Annotated in this window: 18 protein-coding genes, 1 tRNA gene and 1 pseudogene; 16 read left to right on the forward strand and 4 right to left on the reverse strand. The window is 52.9% G+C overall.

All coding sequences use genetic code 11. The features are described from left to right. Positions 1–5: 5 nt before the first annotated feature. A complete protein-coding gene (locus AADV58_RS08570; RefSeq protein ID WP_051295492.1) occupies positions 6–953 on the reverse strand; it encodes an AAA family ATPase in 948 nt (315 codons plus the stop codon). 123 nt (positions 954–1,076) lie between these two features. Between AADV58_RS08570 and AADV58_RS08575 the strand changes: the two genes are divergently transcribed. The 5 genes and pseudogenes from AADV58_RS08575 (at position 1,077) to AADV58_RS08590 (ending at position 5,185) form a co-directional block, all read left to right on the forward strand. Further along, a complete protein-coding gene (locus AADV58_RS08575) occupies positions 1,077–2,003 on the forward strand; it encodes a histone deacetylase family protein (RefSeq protein ID WP_341742905.1) in 927 nt (308 codons plus the stop codon). Between the two features lie 85 nt (positions 2,004–2,088). After that, positions 2,089–3,309 carry an aspartate kinase gene (locus AADV58_RS08580; RefSeq protein WP_028995789.1) on the forward strand — a complete coding sequence of 407 codons (1,221 nt, stop codon included), beginning with the start codon at positions 2,089–2,091 and terminating at the stop codon, positions 3,307–3,309. 57 nt (positions 3,310–3,366) lie between these two features. After that, positions 3,367–3,459, forward strand: a tRNA-Ser gene (locus AADV58_RS08585). Between the two features lie 109 nt (positions 3,460–3,568). Continuing rightward, positions 3,569–3,763 (forward strand): annotated as a pseudogene (locus AADV58_RS18650) (DUF6538 domain-containing protein); the annotation flags it as partial. A 24-nt stretch (positions 3,764–3,787) separates the two neighbouring features. Continuing rightward, entirely contained in the window at positions 3,788–5,185 is a 1,398-nt protein-coding gene (locus tag AADV58_RS08590; RefSeq protein WP_341742906.1) for a site-specific integrase, read from the forward strand. A 30-nt stretch (positions 5,186–5,215) separates the two neighbouring features. Here the strand turns inward: AADV58_RS08590 and mobQ are convergent, their stop codons facing one another. Further along, complete coding sequence (gene mobQ, locus AADV58_RS08595; protein ID WP_341742907.1) at positions 5,216–6,844, reverse strand: MobQ family relaxase; 1,629 nt, start codon at positions 6,842–6,844, stop codon at positions 5,216–5,218. Between the two features lie 293 nt (positions 6,845–7,137). Between mobQ and AADV58_RS08600 the strand changes: the two genes are divergently transcribed. After that, positions 7,138–7,608 carry a hypothetical protein gene (locus tag AADV58_RS08600; RefSeq protein ID WP_341742908.1) on the forward strand — a complete coding sequence of 157 codons (471 nt, stop codon included), beginning with the start codon at positions 7,138–7,140 and terminating at the stop codon, positions 7,606–7,608. Between the two features lie 397 nt (positions 7,609–8,005). Here the strand turns inward: AADV58_RS08600 and repC are convergent, their stop codons facing one another. Next, the gene (repC, locus tag AADV58_RS08605) at positions 8,006–8,872 is read right to left on the reverse strand and encodes a replication protein C, IncQ-type (protein ID WP_341742909.1); all 867 of its coding nucleotides are present in this window, start codon (positions 8,870–8,872) and stop codon (positions 8,006–8,008) included. Between the two features lie 157 nt (positions 8,873–9,029). On the opposite strand from repC, the gene AADV58_RS08610 reads away from it, so the two are divergent. The 8 genes from AADV58_RS08610 (at position 9,030) to AADV58_RS08645 (ending at position 19,003) form a co-directional block, all read left to right on the forward strand. Beyond that, entirely contained in the window at positions 9,030–9,791 is a 762-nt protein-coding gene (locus tag AADV58_RS08610) for a HeH/LEM domain-containing protein (RefSeq protein WP_341742910.1), read from the forward strand. A 67-nt stretch (positions 9,792–9,858) separates the two neighbouring features. Beyond that, the gene (locus AADV58_RS08615; protein ID WP_341742911.1) at positions 9,859–10,203 is read left to right on the forward strand and encodes an H-NS histone family protein; all 345 of its coding nucleotides are present in this window, start codon (positions 9,859–9,861) and stop codon (positions 10,201–10,203) included. A 295-nt stretch (positions 10,204–10,498) separates the two neighbouring features. Further along, positions 10,499–13,090 carry an ATP-binding protein gene (locus tag AADV58_RS08620; protein WP_341742912.1) on the forward strand — a complete coding sequence of 864 codons (2,592 nt, stop codon included), beginning with the start codon at positions 10,499–10,501 and terminating at the stop codon, positions 13,088–13,090. A gap of 247 nt (positions 13,091–13,337) precedes the next feature. Continuing rightward, positions 13,338–14,711: an outer membrane beta-barrel protein gene (locus AADV58_RS08625; RefSeq protein WP_081700273.1), complete on the forward strand. Its 1,374-nt coding sequence runs from the start codon at positions 13,338–13,340 to the stop codon at positions 14,709–14,711. A gap of 21 nt (positions 14,712–14,732) precedes the next feature. After that, positions 14,733–15,335, forward strand: a complete 603-nt coding sequence (locus AADV58_RS08630; protein WP_081700272.1) for a polysaccharide biosynthesis/export family protein — start codon at positions 14,733–14,735, stop codon at positions 15,333–15,335. A gap of 125 nt (positions 15,336–15,460) precedes the next feature. Continuing rightward, entirely contained in the window at positions 15,461–17,608 is a 2,148-nt protein-coding gene (locus AADV58_RS08635; protein ID WP_051295490.1) for a GumC family protein, read from the forward strand. 28 nt (positions 17,609–17,636) lie between these two features. Further along, positions 17,637–18,362, forward strand: coding sequence for a tyrosine-protein phosphatase (locus tag AADV58_RS08640; protein ID WP_341742913.1), 726 nt, complete (start codon positions 17,637–17,639; stop codon positions 18,360–18,362). Beyond that, positions 18,353–19,003, forward strand: coding sequence for a hypothetical protein (locus AADV58_RS08645; protein ID WP_028995785.1), 651 nt, complete (start codon positions 18,353–18,355; stop codon positions 19,001–19,003). Before AADV58_RS08640 ends, AADV58_RS08645 begins: the two co-directional genes overlap by 10 nt. An 8-nt stretch (positions 19,004–19,011) precedes the next feature. Here the strand turns inward: AADV58_RS08645 and AADV58_RS08650 are convergent, their stop codons facing one another. Beyond that, positions 19,012–19,701: a transglutaminase-like cysteine peptidase gene (locus AADV58_RS08650; RefSeq protein ID WP_028995784.1), complete on the reverse strand. Its 690-nt coding sequence runs from the start codon at positions 19,699–19,701 to the stop codon at positions 19,012–19,014. 237 nt (positions 19,702–19,938) lie between these two features. On the opposite strand from AADV58_RS08650, the gene AADV58_RS08655 reads away from it, so the two are divergent. Both AADV58_RS08655 and AADV58_RS08660 read left to right on the forward strand, forming a co-directional pair. Further along, complete coding sequence (locus AADV58_RS08655) at positions 19,939–21,132, forward strand: lytic transglycosylase domain-containing protein (RefSeq protein WP_341742914.1); 1,194 nt, start codon at positions 19,939–19,941, stop codon at positions 21,130–21,132. Then, a complete protein-coding gene (locus tag AADV58_RS08660; RefSeq protein ID WP_051295487.1) occupies positions 21,132–23,210 on the forward strand; it encodes a putative bifunctional diguanylate cyclase/phosphodiesterase in 2,079 nt (692 codons plus the stop codon). Before AADV58_RS08655 ends, AADV58_RS08660 begins: the two co-directional genes overlap by 1 nt. Positions 23,211–23,312 lie beyond the last annotated feature (102 nt).

Below are 23,312 nucleotides of genomic sequence, written 5' to 3' on the forward strand. Positions count from 1 at the left end.
GGGGGTCAGGGAATGGCAACGGTGGCCAGCAGGGCATCGATTTCTGCCCGGCTGGCGAGTGTGCCGCCTTGGGCACCGTGCAGGCGGTGGCGGGCGACCGGGGCAAAGACGGCCTGAACGTCGTCGGGCAGGACCATGTCGCGGCCGGCCAGCCAGGCCCAGGCGCGGGCGGCCGAGAGCAGTGCCAGGCCGGCGCGGGGCGACAGTCCATGGCGGAAGCCGGCGTGGTTGCGGGTGGCTTCGATCAGCGCCTGGACATAATCGATCAGCGCCGGTGAGACGTGCAGGGCCGCGACTTCGGCCTGCAGTTGTGGCAACTGTTCCGGCGTCAGCAGGCTGGCCAGCTGGTCACTGGCCTGGCGGCGACTGCCGGCGGCGAGCAGGGCGCGTTCGGCATCGCGGCCCGGGTAACCCAGTTCGATGCGCATCAGGAAGCGGTCGAGCTGGGATTCGGGGAGCGGGAAAGTGCCGATCTGGTCAGCCGGATTTTGCGTGGCGATGACGAAGAAAGGGCTGGGCAGCGCCCGTGTCTCGCCCTCGATGCTGACCTGGCCTTCTTCCATGGCTTCGAGCAGGGCGCTCTGAGTCTTCGGCGTGGCGCGGTTGATCTCGTCGGCGAGCAGCAATTGGGAGAACACCGGTCCGGGAATGAAGCGGAAGCTGCCGTGTTCGCGATCGAAGATCGAGACGCCGGTGATGTCGGCGGGCAGCAGGTCGGCGGTGAACTGGACACGGGCGAATTGTAGGCCGAGCAGGCGGGCCAGGGTGTGGGCCAGAGTGGTTTTGCCCAGGCCGGGCAGGTCTTCGATCAACAGGTGACCACCGGCCAGCAAGCAGGCGGCGGCCAGGCGGACTTCGGCTGGTTTGCCGAGGATGACCTGGTTGGCGGCGTCGAGTATCGGGGTGAAGGCGTGGGGCCGTCCGCCGAGTATGGGTGTATTTTTGCTGCTCATGCAGGATTTCCGTGGGGGGCTGCGGGACACTCCATTCTAATGCTTGAAGCGCCCGCGCAAATAAGACGATAATGACCCTTCGACGAGCGCCATTCGCGGCGCCGCATCGCAGAGAGAGAACAAGTGACGACCACTGCCTTCATCACCCATCGCGACTGCCAGTTGCATGACATGGGGACGCATCACCCGGAATGCCCGCAACGCCTCACTGCCATCAACGATCACCTGATCGCCCAAGGCATCGATGCCTATTTCGTTTATTACGACGCGCCGCTGGCGACTTTCGAGCAATTGCTGCGCGTTCATCCGGCGGCGCATCTGGAACGCATCAAGCGCGCCTCGCCGGAAATGGGGATCGTGCACCTCGACCCCGATACCGCGATGAATCCGCATACCTGGCAAGCGGCCTTGCGTGCAGCGGGCGCAGGTTGCATGGGAGTGGACCTGGTGATGAGCGGTGAATGCGAGAACGCCTTCTGCGCCGTCCGTCCGCCAGGCCACCATGCCGAAAAAGCCACGCCGATGGGCTTCTGCTTCTTCAACAACATCGGCGTTGCCGCCATGCATGCGATCAAGGTGCATGGACTGGAGCGCGTCGCCATCATCGACTTCGACGTGCATCACGGCAACGGTACCGAGGATTGCTTCGCCGGTAACGATAAAGTGCTGATGTGCAGCATTTTCCAGCATCCCTTCTATCCCTATTCGGGGGCCGACAAACCAGCTGCCAACATGTGCAACGTGCCGCTGGCTGCCGGTTGCGGTGGCGAGGAGTTCCGCGATGCGGTGCTGCAGGTGTGGACGCCACGGCTCAAGGAATTCAAGCCGCAGATGATCTTCATCTCGGCGGGGTTCGATGGTCACTACGAGGACGACATGGGCGGCCTCAAGCTGCTCGAGCGGGATTTCGCCTGGTGCACCGAGCACCTGAAGAAACTTGCTGCCGAAATGTGCGACAAGCGCATCGTTTCGATGCTCGAAGGTGGTTACGTGATGACCTCGCTGGCCCGGAGTGTCGGCGCGCATCTGCGTGTTCTGGCCGATCTCTGACGGCGTCTTCCTTTTGTAAAAAGGCGGGCTGGGGTAAAATCCGGCCCTCTTTTTTCATGTTTCCAACGTTTTTACGGATGAATCCATGGCGTTGATTGTTCAGAAATACGGCGGCACTTCGGTCGCCAACCCGGAGCGCATCAAGAATGTCGCCCGGCGTGTTGCCCGTTTCCGTGCGGAAGGCCACCAGGTCGTGGTCGTCGTCTCGGCGATGAGTGGTGAAACCAACAAGCTGATTGCGCTGGCCAAGGAAATGCAGGCCACGCCGGATCCGCGCGAACTCGACGCCGTGGTCTGTACCGGCGAGCAGGTCACCACCGGCCTGCTGGCCATGGGCCTGAAAGCCATCGGGGTCGATGCCAAGAGCTACACGGGTGCCCAGGTCAAGGTTCTGACCGACAGCACCTTCACCAAAGCGCGAATTCTGTCGATTGACGAAGCCAACATCCGCCGCGATCTCGACGCTGGCAAGGTGGTCATCGTCGCCGGCTTCCAGGGCGTCGATGCCGACGGCAACATCACCACGCTCGGCCGTGGCGGTTCGGATACCTCGGGCGTGGCCCTGGCGGCGGCCCTGAAGGCCGACGAGTGCCAGATCTACACCGACGTCGATGGCGTCTACACGACCGATCCGCGTGTCGTGCCGGAAGCGAAGAAGCTCGATACCATCACCTTCGAGGAAATGCTGGAAATGGCCAGCCTCGGCTCCAAGGTGCTGCAGATCCGCTCGGTCGAATTCGCCGGCAAGTACAAGGTCAAACTGCGCGTGCTGTCCAGCTTCCAGGATGAAGGCGAGGGCACGCTGATTACTGTTGAGGAAGACAAGAACATGGAACAACCGATCATTTCCGGTATCGCCTTCAATCGCGACGAAGCCAAGCTGACCATGCTCGGCGTTCCCGATACCCCGGGCATCGCCTACCAGATCCTCGGCTCGATCGCCGACGCCAACATCGACGTCGACATGATCATCCAGAACGTCGGTCACGACGGCACCACTGACTTTTCGTTCACGGTCAACCGCGGCGACTATGCCAAGGCCCAGGGCATCCTGGAAACCGTCAAGCAGAAGCTGGGCGCCCGTGAAGTGACCGGCGACAACAAGATCTGCAAGGTCTCCGCCGTCGGCGTCGGCATGCGTTCGCACCCGGGCGTTGCTTCGAAGATGTTCAAGGCCCTGGCCGACGAAGGCATCAACATCCAGATGATTTCCACCTCCGAAATCAAGATTTCCGTCGTCATCGACGAGAAGTATCTGGAACTGGCCGTGCGCGTCCTGCATCGCACCTTCGGTCTGGATCAGTAAACGTTTGACCAAAGGGCGCGGAGACTATATCATCCGCGCCTCGTTGCAAGACGGTTAGGAGACGTGGCCGAGTGGTCGAAGGCACACCCCTGCTAAGGGTGCATCCGGGCAAAACCTGGATCGAGGGTTCGAATCCCTCCGTCTCCGCCAGAACTGTCGCAACGAGTAAAAAAGCCCTTGATTTTCAAGGGCTTTTTTATTTTCTAAGTTCGCATGTTCGATGGTGATCCATTGAAGTGATCCATACGGTGACACAGACATGCGAACCATACCGAATGCACCTACCTACCTGTCTATCAGTAGGCACGGCATCTATTACATGCGTGTAGCCACGCCCAAGGCGTTAAAACAGGCTCACCCATACCTACCCTCAGAAATCCGTAAAAGTCTCCATACGCGCTCATTGCGTGATGCTGTTGTACGTTCTCGCAAGTTGGCTCTAGACTTCAGGCTCCTTTTCACTGAAGCACTAGATGCCATGACTACAAAAAAACAGGGAGACATAGGACAGTTTCAGATTGACCGGCATCCGGACGGTCGCGTGTCCTACAAGTTCGAAGAGGGCGATACACCTGAAAAAGTGAAGGAGTACATTCACTTGATGCAAGTGACTGGGCAATTACCCTTAAACGCCAATGCAATGGATTTGATGGGTCATGAGCATCCGACAGATGAAGAATTGCGGGAAGTGCGTTTAAAAGCAAAATCCATCAAATCAGGTGGTATATGGTTATCTGACCTAATTCAAGCCTTTGCAGATGAAAAACTCGCAACCGAATGGGGTACAGAGAATACATGGACTCAGACATATCAACCGCTGTTGCGTGATTTCCGTGAAATCGTATCTAAGTCGAAACGTGAAATTAAGAACAAAGACGGTTTAGACGAATTGATATGGGATATTTACGCTAGGGAACTAGGTGAGGAACATTTGCAGATATATACAGATGCTATGTTCAAGTTCCCAAAGAATTATGGTTCCATGAAGGGTTTAAGCGACGCAAAACAAGCTTTGAATGCAGGATTGCCGGCACAATCGAGAGCCAATGCATTTAAGAAAATCCGGATGCTTAAAACGTTTCTGTTGTGGGCATATAAGAAACGCAAACTATCTGAACAACTTGACGACCTGTTACCAACAGAAACCCAAGACAAGAAACGCGACAAGGCTAAAGATGGTTATCAACCATTTACCAATTCAGAACTTAAATTGATATTTGAACGTTCTGACTATCCAACAGAAGGATACAGATACTGGACGCCGCTACTAGGTTTATATACCGGTGCGCGTGCAAATGAAATTGCACAATTGCAGGTTGATGATGTAATTAAAACTGAAGCCGGTATTGATTGCATCAGTATCATGGATTTAGAAGATGATGTTGATGACAATGAGCCTTTGGATGTACCTGATGACAAACCAAAGAAATCATTGAAAACCGCTGCAAGTCGCCGTTGGGTTCCAATTCATCCAAAGCTAATTGAAGTTGGTTTTTTGAACTTCGTGAAGGATATGAAGGATAAAGGGGAAGTCCGTTTATTCCCTGAATTGACATATTCAAAAGTTGGTGGATATGGTCGTAACCTATCTCGTAACTTTGCAGAAGTAACGAAGTCGTTAGGTATTTGGGTAGAGCGCAAAAAAGTATTTCACAGTTTCAGAAGCACATTTAATGGTCGTTTGCTAAAAGAAGGAACGCCACAAGAATTGAGAGAGTTCTTACTTGGACATAGCAACGAATCAATGAATGTGCAGAAATATGGGAAGCTAATATCAGACCGTCCATATCAAGTAATGCTTGATGAAGTCAAGAAGTTAGATTTTGGATTGGTTCATAAGCCATGGGAACCTAGCATCGAATTACCGCCACTGTAATTAAAAAAGCCCACTTCGGTGGGCTTTGTTTTACCATGGATTGAATCCACCTGTATCCCACGGATTTTTAGGCTTTGGATATGCGTATGGGTCCGGATATGGGTTAAATGGTTTTACCGGGGCCGCTTCCTCAACATGCTTTTGTTGAGGTGGCGGAATATTTGGCGGTGGATTACGTACAGGCTCAATTGTAGGTGCAACAGGTGCAGGCTTAACCGGTTCTGGTGTGGGTTCAGGTTTTGGTTTATCAACTATCCATATAGCCGAACTTGGTTGGTCAGGTAGCACATGAGCTTTTTTGAGTTCATCTGCAATGACACTATTTACCGTATCTTTGTACCTATCTGGTACAGCCCTAACTAACTCTTGCAATTCCGGACCGTGTTGATGGAAACACATGCGAGCATATGAACGCCACCAACTATGCATAGCGCCATGTTTCAATTTGCACCCGTCCTTGACTTCATCATAGAAATCACGCCATGCGTAATCCATTCCAACAAGTCTTAATGCTTGTTGTCGTTGGTTGAATTCTGTATTAGCTTCTTTGACACCTAGAATTGACCGTAATGCATAGCATCCTTGAGCATCCATGGGATGTTGCGGGATGTTGAATGCGTAAGCCTTTTCAATTCCGGATTCTGATAATTCAAACTTTGGTGCATGATAAACAACCATTGCAGTTGATGTAGATTGATATACACCGACAGACTTAACAGACTGCAATATCCTCTTGTTGATATTTGCAAGCTTGATTGTTGGCGCAGGCTCTATATTTGATTTAATTATATTAGGTAGCGGCTCGTTATCGTTTTTCGCTAATGCAACTGATACAGGCTTTAGCGATTTCAGCATCTTCTGTCTGACTATCTTTAATGCACTTTGTTCAGGTGTATTAGCCGCAGCAATTTGCGACTCAATTTCTGCCAATTCAATCTTGTTGGATTTAATCTCACTTCTAATTTGGTTGCGTTCTCTGATTCGCCTATTTTGACTTCTGCGAGATTCAACCTTATCTGAATTGGCTTTGCCGATACCTTCACGACCTTCATGCTTAGTAGGCTCAATATCGAGGCCTTGAGCCGCATAGCTTCTATGGTCAATACGAGCATCAATACCAGCTTTTTCAAGATGCTTATTAACTAGCTCGGCCCAAACCTTGCGGCACTCTTCAAGATACGTTTTATCATTCCATTCCCGGTTTTTATTTCCAAACCCATTTTCATCTACATCACGCATGGTTGTCATGATATGCACATGTGGGTTACCGGGATTCAAGTGGATTGAATAATCCGCAATTATTCCGCGCATAGTCATAGTTCTATCTATGTACTCACGCATCAATTCTTTTTGCTGCTCCAACGTTAGTTCAATTGGGAGGGCAAGTTCATGCTCACGAAACAATTGGGCATCACGCCTTATTTCCTTGCGCTCAACTTCATTCCATAGGGTTTGACGGTCTTTAAAACGCTCGGGGACTTTTTTGGGCGTCCGGATTTCACTGAACACGACCTCAGATTTACGAGAGTAATTATATTTATTACCCGATTCCTCATCTATCAACATAGTACCAGCACGATAGGCCGCGCTACGCACAGCATGATTAGATGATGCGTTTGCACGGGAATGTACCTTAATACGATTGTGATATATGGTCATGCGTTCATCCAATTCAAATGTGAAAAGTAATGAACGTAGATAAATCCGTATTGCCAGCTTTAGCTGGCTTGAACATGCGAATGCATGTTCGGGGGAGCCGTGCATCCGTAGGATGACACGGGGGGCTTTAGCCCCCACACATCGACAGGGTTACCGTCGATGTATAAGTGCGCTTTGCCGTTGGCTTTTATCCTCGTTTAAAACTATCACAATATTTAATATATCACGAAAATGCTGATTGTCTTTAAATAACGTGATAATTTGTTTAGATGACAAAAACAATAGGAGGATATATGTCAGATACTCAAATCAAAAGAACCAAAGTTGAAATACAGAAAGACGCATTAGCCAAGCTTGAAGCTGAGGCCGAGAAAAAACGAAAACAAATTGCAATATTAGAATCCCGACAGAAGAAAGCTGATGAAATTAAGCAGCGCGAAATTGACAGCCGTCTAAAGCTTCATTCAGGGGGGATAGTGCATATGGTTGGTTTGCACAGATATGTCTATTCAGACGTTGATGTACGTGATAACCCACAGGATGCGCTTATAGCCAATTTATTAGTCGGTTGCTTACTCAAGGTATCCCAAGAGCTAGAAAATGCGTCTATAGACGATTTAAGGAGCCTTTGGGATGCTGGTAGAGCATTCCGGAAGAAGAAGCAGGTAGATAGAATAACTGCAAACCTAAATCCGCACATACGCGAACTTGAGGAATATTCAAAAATGATATTGCAGAAAGATATAGTAGCTTCTGCAACCTAACGGAGATGAATCGGCATCGTTTTATTGACGCCGAGTCTAATAGACTCGCAATATTGAAACATATCTAATACGGCCTATCACGAATGTTTGCTTAACTTTGATATAACGACAACGTTATGTAGCGCTCCGCGCATACATGGTTTTTCTGGCTAGTTGCGTTTTGTAATTTTAGAGTTTAGCAATTGCATATAGTTGATTTGTTTGCAAAGCAACTTTCGTAAAAAAGCGGCTATTTAAGGCCGCTTTTTTACTATAGTTATTATAGTAACTATAGTAGAGCTAATTTGTTCTTTGCCAAGCCTAGATATTCAACGCAATCCGAAATCATGGCGTTCCGCTTACGACGGTATAGCGTTCTGCTTACGACGGTACAACGTTCCGCTTACGACGGTAGTTATTATTCAATTCTACTTAGTTTTAACTCGCCGTTATTTTCATTTATGTCCCAACCATCCAGTGCATTCAATTCAACTATAGATTTGCGGAGCATATGCCTACGTTTTCGAAGCGTTGCAGATTCGGCCATATCACACCACACATGTGGTACAAGCTTATCAAGTTCTATTTTTCGAGTATCTCCTGCACGCATCCAACTTGATAACCACAGATGCAATCGTTTCGTTATATCGCCCTGCAATATTCGTTGTTCGGCCATTGATACATTACAGAATAGCCCACCAGTCAAAGCTTTGCCGAGCATAGGGTTAATTCCGACATGTATTTTTCCATCCTTTCCAGCTAGGCGCGAAAAAAGATTGGTTTTGAAAAATGTATCTTCAATTTTGTTGCCTTTGTAAATCAAGAAGCATACACAAGATAGTTTAATCAATGATTTTTTTATCATTGATAGATTGGCGCCGCTGTCGGTATATCCCATGATTTTTGCAATTTCGTAAAGTGTCGTATCTAAAACTAGACAGGCACTTTTGGCGGCATCTTTTTCAAGCTGTAAGGCCGAACGAACTTCTTTCATAACCGGTGATTCATGTTCTTCATCAACTCGCTCTACGCGTCCTTTGTCAGATGCGAGTTTATGAATTGCGAGAAATACGGATTGGTCAACGATATTCAATTTGCAGTAATTTAGCCACCGCATCGTATATCCCATATAGACGTGCGTTACATCTAGCGGTTCTCGTTTCGGCGCTCTGGACAGTGGTCGAAATAGACCATCTGTAAGGCAATGCGAAGAGTCAACCTTTGCATTATCGAACGAAATATTGTTATCGGTTGATTTGCGATTTGTTTTTTCGTTGTTTTTCATAATTGTCTCCGCATATCAATTGAATTATTTACAATATTATTGTATTTGGATTGCGCATTGTCCAGTGCTTAGGCGTAATTGATGTTAGTTGTATGGCATTTTTGGCCGTAGTTGTATATGATGACGTGTCGCAACTTGTGCATTCATGGGGACAGCTATGGGATTGTTCGACTTCCTGAAGTTTGGCAAAGCTAATGTAGGTACTAGCGAGGCCGCAAGGTCTATACCAACAATCACTCCAGATGGCGATATTTTTGATTGCTATGCTGAAGTTTTCAAAAAAGTCATTGACAGCGTTACAGGCATAACGCCTGTTGAGAAATCAGAAATTTATGATTTGATTTCGAAATCGGATGGCGGTTTTCAAAACATGGGTGCCTACCATTCGAAAATCTATGATAAGTATTTTAAAGGCAGGGATTGGGCTTGGGTTGAATACGATAAGTGGAATAATTTATTTTCCAGCATTGGCAGATTTCCTAATTCATTTCAATCGAAAACAGGCCCTATATCCGTAGAGGGTGCGCTTGGATTACTTACGGTCGCAGAACTCAAAGAATTATTGAAGTCGAAAAACATTGAGTTTAAGGCAAAGGATAAAAAGCCAGATTTGATTTGTCTGGCAAATAATATTGCAGATATTGATTGCGAAAATATTATTAGAATCAAAATTGCAGAAGAGTTAGAAAAAGAAAAACACGATATTTACACCATCCTGATGCGGACAATCAATTTTCGCGGCAAGAGTCTGTATGATTACAGGCGTGCAAAAAAAATTGGAGTGAAGAAGTTTGAGATTGTCCAAACCTTCGAATCTGATAGAGAGTTTGCGGATATTGCTTTGAAAGAGAACTCAAATGCACTCCCGCCGTTATATCCGTATGACTTAAGCTATTTGAAATCAGTAATTGATTTTTGATGCAAAAATATCGGCGTTGCAATATTATTGTTATCTGCTCGCTATGTAATCATCTATGGAGACGTTCATGACTTCGAAGGTAAAAGATGCGAAAGCCGCACTGCTCAAAGCTCAACAGGCATATCAGGACGCGCTTAAAGTAGAGCGTGAATCTGCAGTTGAGCAAGCAAAGGAATTGGTAGATACATTTGGCATCACTGCATCTGAGTTGGGATTCAAAGCAAAACGGGCTAAACGTGGTACTTCTGTTAAATCTGAAACATCTACGTCCAAGCTTCCGGCGAAGTATGCGAATCCAGCCAATCCATCTGAAACTTGGACAGGTCGTGGTGCTAAGGACAAGCGACCGAAATGGGTGTTGGACTATATCGCCAATGGCGGAAAGATTGAGGATTGCCTTATCAAGACCTGAGCTGTAGAATGCGCAGCTTCCTAGCGTGAGGTGCGCCAATAGGTGCGCCAAACGGGTGATACAATCACCAGCTAGAAGCCACCATCGAACGGCTTAGAATATTGATTTTTAAGGGATATTCTAGTGGTGGTAGAGACGGAACCAGAATCCCTCCGTCTCCGCCAAGCAACAAGAGAACCCCTGAAATTCAGGGGTTTTTCTTTTTTTGTGTCCCCGATTCGGCGGCTACTGCTGCGACGAAAATGCAATAATCCAATCTCCCTGTTACTAATCGGGTAAATCCCGGGATCGTTGCATGTTGTTCTCCTCTCACCCCGTAACGCGTTCGGGGTTTTCGCATCCTGTTTCCAGGTTCCAGGCATGGCTGGTCGTCAGCGTCTTGCTGCTCAATGCGGTGATGGCGACGATTGGTTTTCAGAGTCTTCAGGCGAGTCGTGAGCGCGTCTTCAGCGAGGTCCAGACGAATACAGCGAATTTGGCAGCCTTGCTGGAGTTGGGGGCGGCGGATTCGATCCGGCGTATTGATCTTGGCTTGCTGAGTATCGTCGATGTGCTCGAATCGCAGGCTTCGCTCGGTGGATTGTCGGATGAGGCAATCGAACACCTCCTGCAGTTGCATCTGGCACGACACCCGGCTGTTGATGCATTTCGCGTGAGTCAACGCGATGGGGTGTTGAACTGGGGAAAAGGGGTTGATCCTGCATCGCCGGTTTCCGTCGTTGATCGGCCTTTTTTTTCCGAGCACCGGGCTGCGCCAGGTGCCGCCCTGATTGTTGCAGAACCGGTAATGGGGCGGGTGTCAAAAATCTGGGTGGTGGCGTTTACGCGTTCCTATCGTGATGCACAAGGGGAATTTGCGGGCGTAGTGACTGCTGCCGTGACGCTCGATCATTTCACCCGTTTGCTGTCACCTTTGAGTTTGGGCAAGAACGGGGTGGCAGAGATTCGTCATCGCAGTGAAGCATTGCTGACACGTTATCCTCCGATTGACGGGCGTCATGGAGAGCCTGGTTCGGTTGGTGTTTCTCCTGGCCTGCAGGCCTTGCTTGATGCCAAGGTGGAAGCCGGGTTTTTCAGAGGTGCTGGCGAAGACGGTGTGCAGCGCATTCACGCTTTCCGGACAATTCGCGATACGCCGTTCATGTTGACTGTCGCGATGGCTCCCGTCGATTTTCTGACTGATTGGCAGCGGGAGGTTCGTCATACCGTGGCCTTGTTGCTGATGTTCTTTCTGGCAACGCTATGTGCTGCATGGATGTTACGCCGGTATTGGGGGCAGATTCGCAATCAGGGCTTGTTCATGCAGACACTCGTCGAGAGTTTGCCGGTTCCTTTTTTCTACAAGGATGCAGAAGGTCGCTATCTGGGATGTAATCAGGCATTCGAACGTCTGTTGGGAAAGACGCGCGAGGAAATCATCGGCAAATCGGTATTCGATATGGCGCCGGTCGAAATCGCCCAGCGCTACCATGAGATGGATGCAGCCTTGTTCGAACATCCGGGAGCTCAGACTTACGATTGGGTGATTCAACAGCCCGAAGGGCTGCGGCATGTGATTTTTCACAAAGCGACTTTTCTTCATGCCAATGGCAGCATCGCCGGCTTGATCGGGGGTATCACGGATGTTACGGAGTTGAAGCAGGTGCAACAGGAGTTGCAGTTGCATCGTGACAATCTGGAAGCGCTTGTGGCTGAGCGGACGGAGCAGTTGAAGGATGCCAAGGAAGCTGCCGAGGCAGCAAGTCGGGCAAAGAGTGCCTTCCTGGCAAACATGAGCCATGAATTGCGGACGCCGATGAACGGGATCATGGGGATGATCGATCTGGTCTGGCGACGGACCGGCGATTCCAAAGCACGTTCGCAATTGCTCAAGGCCAAGCAGTCTTCCCAGCATTTGCTCGCCTTGATCAACGATATTCTCGATATCTCGAAGATCGAAGCGCAGCGGATGACCCTGGAGTTGTCGCCATTTCGTTTGCAGGATGTGATTGACAACATGGATGGTGTACTTGCGCACCGGGCTGAGGAAAAGAACTTGCGCCTATTGGTGGCGCCTTTGCCGCACACCATTCCGGATTATCTTTTGGGAGATCCGCTCCGTCTCGGTCAGGTGCTGATCAATCTGGTCGGCAACGCAGTCAAGTTCACGAATTTCGGGTCGGTGTCGGTGCGCTTTGATGTTACTGATGAATCTACCGCAGACATTTTGTTGCGTTGCGAAGTTATCGATACCGGGGTTGGCGTAAGGCCTGAGGACGTCGATCGTCTGTTCCAATCCTTCGAGCAGGCCGATAGTTCAACGACTCGCCGTTACGGTGGGACCGGGCTTGGTCTGGCGATCAGTCGTCGTCTGGTGGAGTTGATGGAGGGCAGGATGGGCGTGGAGAGCCAGTTTGGGGCTGGTAGCACGTTCTGGTTTGAAGTACGTCTGCAAAAGTATCAGGTGTTGTCCGGGGTGGCGGCGGGCAGTACGCTGAATGAACTGCCGGAACTTCAGTTGCGCAGGGAATTTACGGGGACGAGGGTGTTGCTGGTTGAGGATGAGCCGATCAACAGCGAGGTTTCATGTTGTCTGCTGGAAGAGGTGGGTTTGGTCGTCGATCTGGCCGTGGACGGTTTGCAGGCAGTGGAGATGGCGCGCCAAAACTGTTATTCGGCGATATTGATGGATATGCAGATGCCGAACCTCAACGGTGTCGATGCGACTCGGGCAATCCGGGCTGATTCGCTCAACCAGCGTACGCCGATCCTGGCGATGACGGCGAATGCCTACGAAGAGGATCGTCAGGCCTGCTTTGCCGCAGGTATGAACGAGCACCTGTCCAAGCCGATTCACCCCGAGCAGCTTTTCGCGGGCTTGCTGAAGTGGCTTGGCAAAACTGTCTGAGGAAGGCTTGTCGGCTTCCCCGGTCTCTTCCATGTTGTAAGTGTGCTGAAAAAAATATACCAAAAATATTATCAGTGTTCGATATTCATCTGTTTGTGTGAGTCCATCTCGTAAAACGCTGTTTTTTGGTGGTTTTGCGGTGCACCATCATGTGGACTCGTCTATGTCGCCGGGTTATCATTATGTCGGTGCGCCATGTTTATGACATGGCCGGGTGGATAACAAGTGGAGGTGTATCTTGCACACGATGGAAACGCGTTCTGCAATCGGACTCATTCTCGCGCTGGGAATGTTGGGTAATGTCATGGCGGCTGACGCAGCATCTGGCTCTGCAGCGCCAGCGGAAGCCGAAGTGCCGTCGCTGAATGTGCCAACAGTCCGGACGCCGGTTATCGGGGGAGATGCCTCGGTCGGTGCTGGTCAGCGCTCGGCCAGTGCCGGTTATGAACTCTCGGGTTCGGGTATCGGCAGTGCCAGCACGCCGGAGCAAGGTGCCATTCTGACCAATGCGGGCAAGGGGCGTCCGATCCGTTTCCAGAACGGGATTTTTGTCTATCCAGCAGCAAGCCTGGCGATCGGTCACAACGACAATGTCGGCGGTACTGCGACCAATGAAAAATCATCGAGCGTCGTTATTCTTAGGCCGGAAGTGGTCGCCGAGATGAAGCGTAGCGGCGACCGCTATACCTTCAGTTACGCCGGTAACTATGGACACTACGCCGCTTCGTCGGATGATGATTTCCAACATCATGATATCTGGCTTGCTGGCGACAATTACTTCACGACCCGTGCTCGTCTTGGCTGGGGAGTGGGTTACCAGTGGCGTTCCGATGCGCGTGGTTCGACGGATCGCGTCAGCAGCAGTTCTCCCGATGAATGGCATGCGCCGGTGGCTCGTTTGGTCGGTATTTATGGCGCGCCAGGGGCAGTCGGGCGCCTAGAACTGGAGTCTTCGTGGATGCAGAAACGCTACACGAATAATCGCGCTTTTACGCAGGATTCCGACGTCGATATGCTGATGCTTTCCGGGCGTTTCTTCTATCGCGTGATGCCCAAGACCTCGCTGGTTTTCGAAGCGCGTAATACCCGCAGTGATTACGTTTCAGCCACCTCGACCAGTGACAATGATTATCTCAAGTTGCTGATCGGCGCGACCTGGGATATGACGGCGAAAACGACCGGGATGATCAAGCTCGGGCGTGCCTACAAGAATTACGACGATGCATCACGTCGTGATCCTTCCGCGGCAACGTGGGAGGCCGGTGTGACCTGGGCGCCGCTGACCTATTCCGAATTCAGTCTGCAATCGGCGCAGGATATTGCCGATTCGAGCAGCGGCGCCGGTAACTACTACATCAACAATCGTAGCCATTCCCTGAGTTGGAACCACAAATGGGCGAGCTACATATCCTCCAGTGTCAATGCTGGTGTGGTTCGTTCGAACTACAATGGAATTGCCCGCGACGATACGACCAAGAATTTCGGCATCGGTTTCTATCGTGAGCTTGGTTACAACTTCCGCGCTGGCCTTAACTGGAATCGCACCAAACGTGACTCCACTGTGAACGTCAATGATTTCCAGCGTGACGTGTTCATGTTGACGCTCGAAGCTGTCCTGTAACCAAGGGGGAATGTGCCGGTGATGTTGTTTCGTTGGTTGATAGCACTCGTTTTTTCCTTTGGCGTGGCTCATGCCTATGCCCAGACCAACCCGGAGAGCGAATCGGTTCCGTCCTTGACATCCGAGGCGCCGTTGGCTGTTCAGGCGGCGATTACCGGCCTGTCAAACTATCGTTTGTCATCTGGCGATGTGCTGACTGTCCGGGTGCTGGGTGAAGAAGATCTGAGCAAGGAAAAGGTTCGCTTGACCGATGCTGGTACCGTTTCGTTGCCGGCTATCGGCGAAGTGCGGGCCTTTGGCCTGACTATCGGAGAGCTGGAACGCACTGTCGAGGATGCCTTGCGCGGCCGTTATCTGGTGAATCCCAAGGTCTCTGTCAGTATTGACGAATACCGCCCTTTCTACATCAACGGCATGGTCGAGAAGCCTGGTGGTTATCCTTATCAGCCGGGTTTGACGATACGCAAGGCAGCCTCGCTGGCTGGCGGATTTCGCGAACGGGCTTCCCTGACCAAAATCTACATCATCCGTGAACGCGACGTTACCCAGCGTTCGCAGCGCGTCGACCTGAATACCCTTGTTTTCCCTGGCGACATTGTCACGGTTGACGAGAGCTTTTTCTGATCTTCTGACTTTCCATATTAGTTTTGACGCAAGTGAGCGCCATGTCTCAATCTCCAGTAGCAGATTCCGAAAACCACAAGCCCCTTTTCCTCCACGACCCAGAGGATAGGGAAGAAAAACTGGAGTTGCTCGAATATTGGCGCAGCATTCTCAAGCGCAAGAAGCAGATCATTGGCTTTGGGCTGGTTGTTGCCTTGCTTGCCGTCGTGATCGTTCTGGTCATGACGCCGGTTTACCGTTCTACGGCAACTGTTCTGATTGAAGCAAACAAGTCCAAGCTGTTGTCGATCGAGGATGTCTATTCCGGTATTTCGCAGAACCGCGAGCATTTCCAGACCCAGGTGGAGATCATCAAGTCGCGTGAAGTGGCGATCAGGACAATCGAGAAACTCAAATTGTGGGAACACGAGGAATTCGATCCTCGCGCGAAAGAGGGGTCCCTACTGGCCAGTATTGGCTTCAGTGACGAGCCTAAGGAGTGGACCGACAAATTGCTTGCCGAGGCAGTTTACGAGAGTTTCTCCAGCAAGCTGACAGTAGAACCGATCCGGCTCAGTCAGTTGGCCAAGGTCAGTTTCGACTCCAGCGATGCGGCCTTGGCCGCACGGGTGGCCAATGTGACGGCCGAGGTGTACATCGAGACCGATCTGGAGGCTCGTTTCAAGTTGACGCGCCAGGCCAGTGGCTGGTTGCAGGATCAATTGAGCGATCTGCGCAAGAAACTCAACGATTCTGAAAAGGCTTTGCAGGAATTCCGCGAGCGCGAGGGTATTGTCGATCTCAAGAGCGTTACCCAGAGCGGCGCCGGGCGGCAGATCGAGGAAGTCATGGGGCGTCTGGTTGAAGCCCGCATGAAGCGCGCCGAGGCCGAGGGAGCCTACCAGCAGATCCGTTCGGCGCCCAAAGGTAGTGATTTGAGCAGCTTGCCGGCGGTATTGCGCAATCCTATCGTGGCCGATGCCAAGCGGGCCGAGGGTATTGCTGAACGCAAACTGTCGGAAGTCAGTCAGCGTTACGGCAAGGAGCATCCCCGTTACGTTCAGGCTGAAAGCGAACTGGAGTCGGCTCGGGATAACCTGCGTCGTCAGGTCGATTCGATTGTCGCCAGCGTGATTCGCGAGTACGAGGTGGCGCGCGGTACGGAAAGTACCCTGGAGGGGGTACTGAATTCGGCCAAGGGTTCTGTTCAGGTGCTGAATCGCAAGGAAGGTGAGTTGAGCATTTACGAGCGTGAGGTCGAGGCCAATCGTCAGATGTACGACATGTTCATCAAGCGGACCAAGGAAACCAACGTCACCGGTGACTTGCAGACGCCGATTGCCCGCGTGGTCGATCCGGCGGTTATCGCCGACAAGCCGATCAAGCCGAAGAAAACCCAGATTGTCGTGATTGCCTTTGTGCTGGGTTTGTTCCTGGGCGTGCTTGCTGCACTCTTGCGTGATCGTCTCGACAATACCCTGAAGACAACGGAAGACGTCGAGGCGCGTTTGAAGCAGCCGATTCTTACCACGCTGCCCCTGCTCAGCAAGGAAGAGGTGCAGCGAACCAAGACGGCACGAATTTTCCTCGATCAGCCAAAATCCATCTATGCCGAAGCCATCCGGACAGCTCGCACCGGCGTGCTGCTGTCGGGCATTGATTTGCCGCGGCGCACGCTCCTGGTGACTTCCAGCGTGCCGGGTGAAGGCAAGACGACCTTCTCGATCAACTTGGCGATGGCGCATGCCCACACCAAGAAGACCCTGCTGATCGACGCCGACATGCGTCGTCCGGCGGTTTCCAAGGGGTTGGAAATTCCGGTCGGGGCCAAGGGGTTGTCGAATTTCGTGGCTGGTTCGGCGACCTTGCAGGAATGCCTGCAATCCGTCGAAGGCTCAAGCCTGATGTTGATGCCGTCCGGCAGCATTCCGCCCAATCCGCTCGAATTACTGTTGTCGCAGCGCTTCAAGGAAACACTTGAGCATCTGGGCAAGCATTTCGAGGTGATCATCATCGATTCGCCGCCGGTGGAACTGGTTTCCGACGCGCTGGTGATTGCTGCGCTGACCAATGGAACGATCTACGTCAGCAAGGCCGAGTCGACGCCCTATCAGGTTGCGCGCAAGGGTATCCAGCGGATTCGCCGTGCCGATGGCCAGATCCTCGGCGTGGTACTCAACCAGTTCGACATGGCCAAAGCCGGCAAATACTATGGTGACTACAGTGGTTACGGTTACCAGGGGTATCAGGGAGGTTACGGCGTGACCTATGGCGAAGAAAGCGGCAAGGCCTGATGCATCCTGCTTTCGGGCAGTACCCGGCATGATCGATCTGCATTCGCACTTGCTTCCCGGCGTGGATGACGGTGCGCAGACGCTGGAGGAGGGCCTGGCGCTGGCACGACTGGCGGTCGATGATGGCATCAAGGTCTCGGTGGTGACGCCACATGTTCATCCTGGTCGCTATGAAAATTTCCGGACCGCGTTGTTGCCGCGCCTGACTGCTTTCCAGGAAGCGCTGGTGGCAGCCGGAATTCCCTTGCAATTGCGTTTGGGTGGGGAGGTTCGCCTCGGTGTCGAGTCGCTTGAGTTGCTACTGGACGGTGAAATTCCCTTCCTGGGCGAAATTGACGGTTATCGCGTGATGCTGCTCGAGTTTCCCCATCAGTCGATTCCCGTCGGTAGCCAGCAATTTATCGAGAAACTCGGGCAACTGAAAGTTCGCCCACTGCTGGCGCATCCGGAACGGAACAAGGCCATCATGGCCCAGCCTGATCGTCTGGTCGGTCTGCTTGAAGCCGGATGCTGGCTGCAACTGACAGCGGGATCGATTGCCGGGCGTTTTGGTGAAGCATCGCAGCAAGTGGCCAGGCGCATTCTTGAAAATGGCTGGGCGCACGTGATCGCCACGGATGCACATAATCTTCAGCATCGCCCGCCGCGCTTGCGCGAAGGGTTTCTGGCGGCAGCTGATATTGTTGGCGAATCTGCCGCCTGGAAAATGGTCAGTCAGCGACCGGCGGAAATTCTGGGATTGCCATGCAATTGACGGCAAGGCGCGGCCATTTTCTGGCTTTTCTTGCGCTGTTGCTGATATTCGGCAGCGTTTCCGCGTATACCGCACTAAGACACGCAGCCGGTGACTTGGCCAGCCTCAAGGCGCGTTCGCAAATCGAACGCTGGCAGCGGGACGCTCGTCTGAAGCCGCAGATCCGGGATATCGGGCAGGCGCGCAATGCCTTGGTCAAGGCCATCGAGCGTACGCCGGACGATCCTGGGCTCCATGAGAATCTGGCTTATCTATACGGTTTGCGTGCGCTCATGGCGAGGAGTCTGCCCGAGCTAGAACATGCCATGCTCGACGAAGTATTGACGCATTCCCGTATGGCCGGCGCGCGCCGACCGATGGCGCCGTATGCGTGGGCCAACATTGCCATGGCATTGCACAGGAAGAGCGAAGATCCCGTAGCCATGTGGGCGGCACTTGACCGGGCATTGGCCTACGGTCGCCGCGAAGGCGGCGTTCAAATCCGGGTTGCCGGCATCATTCTGGCCCGATGGGATGAGGCGGGGATCGAGCGCCAGACCGATCTGCGCAACATGCTGCTCAACAGCCGCGGACGCGCTGCCAAACAGTTGCGCCAGATGCTTGATTCGGCAGGTCGTCAGGATTTGTTGCCGCAAGGCTGAGCGGCGATTCACATCGCCTTTTCTTTGGCCAGTTTCTCCAGTAATTCGCGCCACAGGCGGACATTCGATGCGCCGCCCTTGCGCGAGTTGCCCGACGCCAGCCACAGATCGTCGTCATTGAAGCTATACACAGGCTCAAGATCCGGGCGTTGCGACGCGGGGCGAAGCTCGGGTACAAGGTTATCCATGATCAGAGGTTCGGCATCCGGGGTCGGATAATAGGCCAGCACCATGTGTGCTTCATCCAGTGTCTTGGCGCGGACGTAAGTAATGCGCAAACGCTCGATGGGGATGCCAAGTTCCTTCAGCGACAGGTACTTGGCAATCGAGTAATCCTCGCAGTCGCCACCGTAGGATGAGAGCATTTCGACTGGCGTGGCCCAGTAATCATCCTGTCGCCAGTGCTGCATGTCCCGGTAATAGGGGACCTGGTTGAAAAAACTGTTGATCTTGCGCAGGGTCAGCGATTCCGCTCGGGTATCGTGCTGGATCGCCCCGGGGGCATCGGTATGGCGCATATCGTTGACCAGTCGCTGCCAGATCATCAGGCGTTTTGGGGCATCCGGTGAAAAACGCTGGGCGACGTGGCGTAACAGGCCTTCGGAGAATGCAACAAGACTCGCGGTCACCGGTAGGGCGATGGCGATCAGTAAAGCGGCGGTAGCGATGTATTTGCGTCTGGCGCTTGCTGTCGGCATCTACGCATATGGTCTTGGGACAGCTGCATTGTACAGGTAGAGCAAGCCTGAAGCGTGCTATGACCTTGGTTGTATTTGTTAATTTTTCATTCAGGGGTAAAGTCAGCAGGTTTTCCTTATGACGGCTTCAACTTGAATTTTCTCGCCCGGACCACTCTTCTGCTACTGGCCTCACTCGTACTTTCCGGGTGTGCATCGGTATTTGATGCGCCCTACGTGGAGGTCGAGCAAACGCCTGTGGCACTCAGTGTGCCCGATGTGGAGATTGAGCCGGAAGCGCCAGCTGCCGAGGTGACGGCAGAGGCCAGGACATACCCGGACATCTGGGCGCGTATCCGCGAAGGTTTCAGGCTCGAAGGCATCGATGGCGATGCCGAGGTTCAGGCGGTTGCCAAGCGTTTTGGCGCCAACGGCATCGTCCAGCGCATTGCGGAACGGGCCGGGGGATTGCTGTATCACGTGGTCGACGCGGTCGATGCCCGTGGCCTGCCGATGGAACTGGTGCTGGTTCCGTTTGTCGAGTCCGGCTATTCGCTGCATGCGGCATCGCATGCCGAGGCACACGGGGCCTGGCAATTCATCGAGAGCACGGCAAAAAACTACGAAATCGGTATCGATCGTTTCCGCGATGATCGTCGCAACCTGGTGGTTTCGACGCGTGCTGCGCTGGATTACCTGCAGGCCTTGCATGCTATGTTCGACGACTGGCAGCTGGCGATGGCCGCCTATAATTGCGGTGAACGCAGGGTGCAGAACGAGATTGAGCGGGCCAGGCGTCGCGGTGTCGCGAAACCGGGGTTCAAGGACATCGCCGCCGCCTTGCCGCAGGAAACCCGTGAGTACGTACCGCGCATCCTGGCGGTGCGGCGCCTGTTGCTCGATCCAGTCGAATATGGCGTCAAACTGCCGGCAATCCCGAATGCCCCGCAATACAGCGTGGTGGAAATTCACCGCGACATCGATGTGCTCCTGCTGGCCAGGCTGGCCGGCCTTACTCAGGACGAATTGTTGCGCCTCAATCCTTCGCTGAAGGCACCGGTGATCATCGGGCGGCATAACGTCAACCTGCTGTTGCCTCCTCAGGCGGCACTACGACTGGTCGACAACATGGCGACTCATGTCGGCCCATGGGTGACTTGGCGGATGCTACGGATCACGCGGCCAGCCACGCCACAGGAAATTGCCGAACGGAACAGGTTGTCGCTGAGTACGGTCCTGCAGGCAAATCCGCTACCAGAAGGGCATTACTACGAAGTGGGCTCCACCCTGCTCTTGCCGGCCGGGCGCCAAGGCGGAATTGATCCCGCGCAGGCTCAGCGGGCCGTGTTACTGACCCGGGCTTCTTCGGAATGCATGGTTCTGCAAACCTGTGCTGGCGATGCGGCAAAGGTGGTCCCGCCAGCAACCGTCAACGGCTTGCCGCGCCGCTGATGAGCATCCAGAGTAATTCCAGCTTGCTCTCCCAGGCTCGCGTTCTGGTGGTCGGGAGTGATCCTGGGGTGTGTTCCGACCTGATTCGCATACTGACGCCACAGATTGCGGAGCTGATTCAAGCGACCGATGGAGAAACCGGGCTCGAACGTTGGAGTAAGTTCAGTCCAGATGTCGTGATTGCCACTCAGGTGTTGCCAGATTTTGATCCGTTTGGGATGAGTGAGAAAATCCGGGCGCTGGATCCTGATGCCTTGATCATGATCGTTTCTGCTGCCGCGAGTAATGACTTCCTGCATCGGGTGATTGAACTTGGTATCGATGCCCATCTTCTCCTGCCGCTCGATTGTTCGCAGCTACTTGATATGCTCGCGCGCTGCCTGCGGGATCGTCAGCGGGTGCTTGACCTTAAAATGGCGAGCATGGTTTTCGAGGTGGTCAATGAGGGCATCCTGATCACCGATGATCAAGCCAGGATACTCGCGGTGAACCCGGCATTTTCCCTGCTGACAGGGTATCGTCCGGATGAAGTGGTCGGACAGCGCACGTCATTGCTGTCCTCGGGTTTGCATCCCCCTGAGTTCTATCGGACGATGTGGGAAACCTTGTTGACCCATGGGCGCTGGTCGGGAGAGATTACCAATCGGCGCAAGGATGGCGTTCTTTACGATCAGTGGTTGTCGATTGCCGCAGTCGATGGCGAAATTGGCGTGCCGCAGCGTTTTGTCGGGTTGGTTTCCGATATCACCGAGCGCAAGCGCGAGGAAGAGCGCATGCGGCGTCTTGCGCATTTCGATAGCTTGACCGGTTTACCCAACCGGGTTCTGTTCCTTGATCGTCTGCAGCGCTCGATTGCCCGGGCTCGTCGCTATCGCCACAAGCTGGCCGTGCTCTACCTGGATCTTGATCATTTCAAGCTCATCAACGACAACTGGGGTCATGCTGCCGGCGATGAAGTGCTTAGGGTATCGTCGTCACGCATGCTTCAGGCCTTGCGCATGAGCGACACTGTCAGTCGGCGCGGGGGGGACGAATTTGTCCTGATCCTTGAACAAGGTGATGCACCAGAGCGCATGGACATCATCTGTCAGAAGCTTCTTGACGAGATTTCGAAGGAAATTCCCTACGGCAACACAACCCTGAAGATTGACGCGAGTATCGGCGTTGCCATCTACCCTGATGATGCCGAGGATACGGATGAGCTTCTTGTTGCTGCCGATCTTGCCTTGTATGAAGCCAAGGCCGCGGGCAAGGGGTGTTTCCGTTTTTTTCATCCGTGGGAAACGCTGCGTTCCCATGGTCGTCGCGACATGGAGCGAGCCTTACGCGAAGGGCTGACGGATTGGCGCTATACCCTGCGTTACCTGCCTGAAGTCTCCCTGAAAACGGGCCGAGCCGAGTACGTTGAAGCGTTGCTGCGTTTTCAGCATCCGGAGTTCGGCTTGCTTGATGCCGGTCGATTTCTCGAGATTGCCGAGGAAATCGGCATCATGCCGGAGCTCGGCCGCAAGGCCCTGGCGCAGGCCGCCGGGGAATTGAACAATATGAACGGTGATCTGGGCTTGGTCATTGACCTCTCGGCCAAGCAACTTTCGGCGCCTGATGCAGTGGGGCACCTGTTGGCGACTTTGGCGGCGGCGGGGGTGCCAACCCGGAGGATTACTTTCGAGTGCTCTGAAGCCGCATTGACCGGTAACGAACGTGCAGTCAAAACGCTGCTTGGACTGGCAGATTCCGGATGCAAGTTCTCGCTCGATGATTTTGGTGCTGGCTACTGTTCCTTCAGCTTGCTCAGCCAGTTGCCGATGAGTTCGATCAAGATCGATCGCTCTTTTACCTGCGAGATTACAGTCAATCCACAAATGCGGGAATTGGTGGCGGCGCTGGTGGCATTTGCCCAACGTCTCGGGGTCAGGGCGGTGGCTGAAGGGGTGGAGACGCCTGAGCAATTGGAAATGCTGCGTCAGATAGGCTGTGATGCCGTGCAGGGGTATGTCTTTGGCAGACCACTCAGTTTCGATGAGTGGCGGGTCTGTGCGCTCGCCATCGACGGTGATTTCGGCATTGTCTCCGGATAGCAGGAGGGCTTTTGGGGGCTGTATTTCACATGTTGAAAAGTGTTGTATTGAAAAGATTTTTCGCTCATGTTTATGCGAAATTGAAGTTGACGAACGGGTAAG

Source organism: Azonexus hydrophilus (genome assembly GCF_038368255.1).
Lineage (GTDB): Bacteria > Pseudomonadota > Gammaproteobacteria > Burkholderiales > Rhodocyclaceae > Azonexus > Azonexus hydrophilus.

What these genes read in the sequence shown, in the direction of transcription:
- AADV58_RS08580 (WP_028995789.1), top strand. Translation starts at nt 2,089, where the DNA reads ATGGCGTTGATTGTTCAGAAATACGGCGGCACTTCGGTCGCCAACCCG.
- AADV58_RS08610 (WP_341742910.1), top strand. Translation starts at nt 9,030, where the DNA reads ATGGGATTGTTCGACTTCCTGAAGTTTGGCAAAGCTAATGTAGGTACT.
- AADV58_RS08645 (WP_028995785.1), top strand. Translation starts at nt 18,353, where the DNA reads ATGCAATTGACGGCAAGGCGCGGCCATTTTCTGGCTTTTCTTGCGCTG.
- AADV58_RS08570 (WP_051295492.1), bottom strand. Translation starts at nt 953, where the DNA reads ATGAGCAGCAAAAATACACCCATACTCGGCGGACGGCCCCACGCCTTC.
- AADV58_RS08625 (WP_081700273.1), top strand. Translation starts at nt 13,338, where the DNA reads ATGGAAACGCGTTCTGCAATCGGACTCATTCTCGCGCTGGGAATGTTG.
- AADV58_RS08650 (WP_028995784.1), bottom strand. Translation starts at nt 19,701, where the DNA reads ATGCCGACAGCAAGCGCCAGACGCAAATACATCGCTACCGCCGCTTTA.
- AADV58_RS08620 (WP_341742912.1), top strand. Translation starts at nt 10,499, where the DNA reads ATGTTGTTCTCCTCTCACCCCGTAACGCGTTCGGGGTTTTCGCATCCT.
- AADV58_RS08640 (WP_341742913.1), top strand. Translation starts at nt 17,637, where the DNA reads ATGATCGATCTGCATTCGCACTTGCTTCCCGGCGTGGATGACGGTGCG.
- AADV58_RS08600 (WP_341742908.1), top strand. Translation starts at nt 7,138, where the DNA reads ATGTCAGATACTCAAATCAAAAGAACCAAAGTTGAAATACAGAAAGAC.
- AADV58_RS08615 (WP_341742911.1), top strand. Translation starts at nt 9,859, where the DNA reads ATGACTTCGAAGGTAAAAGATGCGAAAGCCGCACTGCTCAAAGCTCAA.
- mobQ (WP_341742907.1), bottom strand. Translation starts at nt 6,844, where the DNA reads ATGACCATATATCACAATCGTATTAAGGTACATTCCCGTGCAAACGCA.
- AADV58_RS08660 (WP_051295487.1), top strand. Translation starts at nt 21,132, where the DNA reads ATGAGCATCCAGAGTAATTCCAGCTTGCTCTCCCAGGCTCGCGTTCTG.
- AADV58_RS08590 (WP_341742906.1), top strand. Translation starts at nt 3,788, where the DNA reads ATGACTACAAAAAAACAGGGAGACATAGGACAGTTTCAGATTGACCGG.
- AADV58_RS08630 (WP_081700272.1), top strand. Translation starts at nt 14,733, where the DNA reads ATGTTGTTTCGTTGGTTGATAGCACTCGTTTTTTCCTTTGGCGTGGCT.
- repC (WP_341742909.1), bottom strand. Translation starts at nt 8,872, where the DNA reads ATGAAAAACAACGAAAAAACAAATCGCAAATCAACCGATAACAATATT.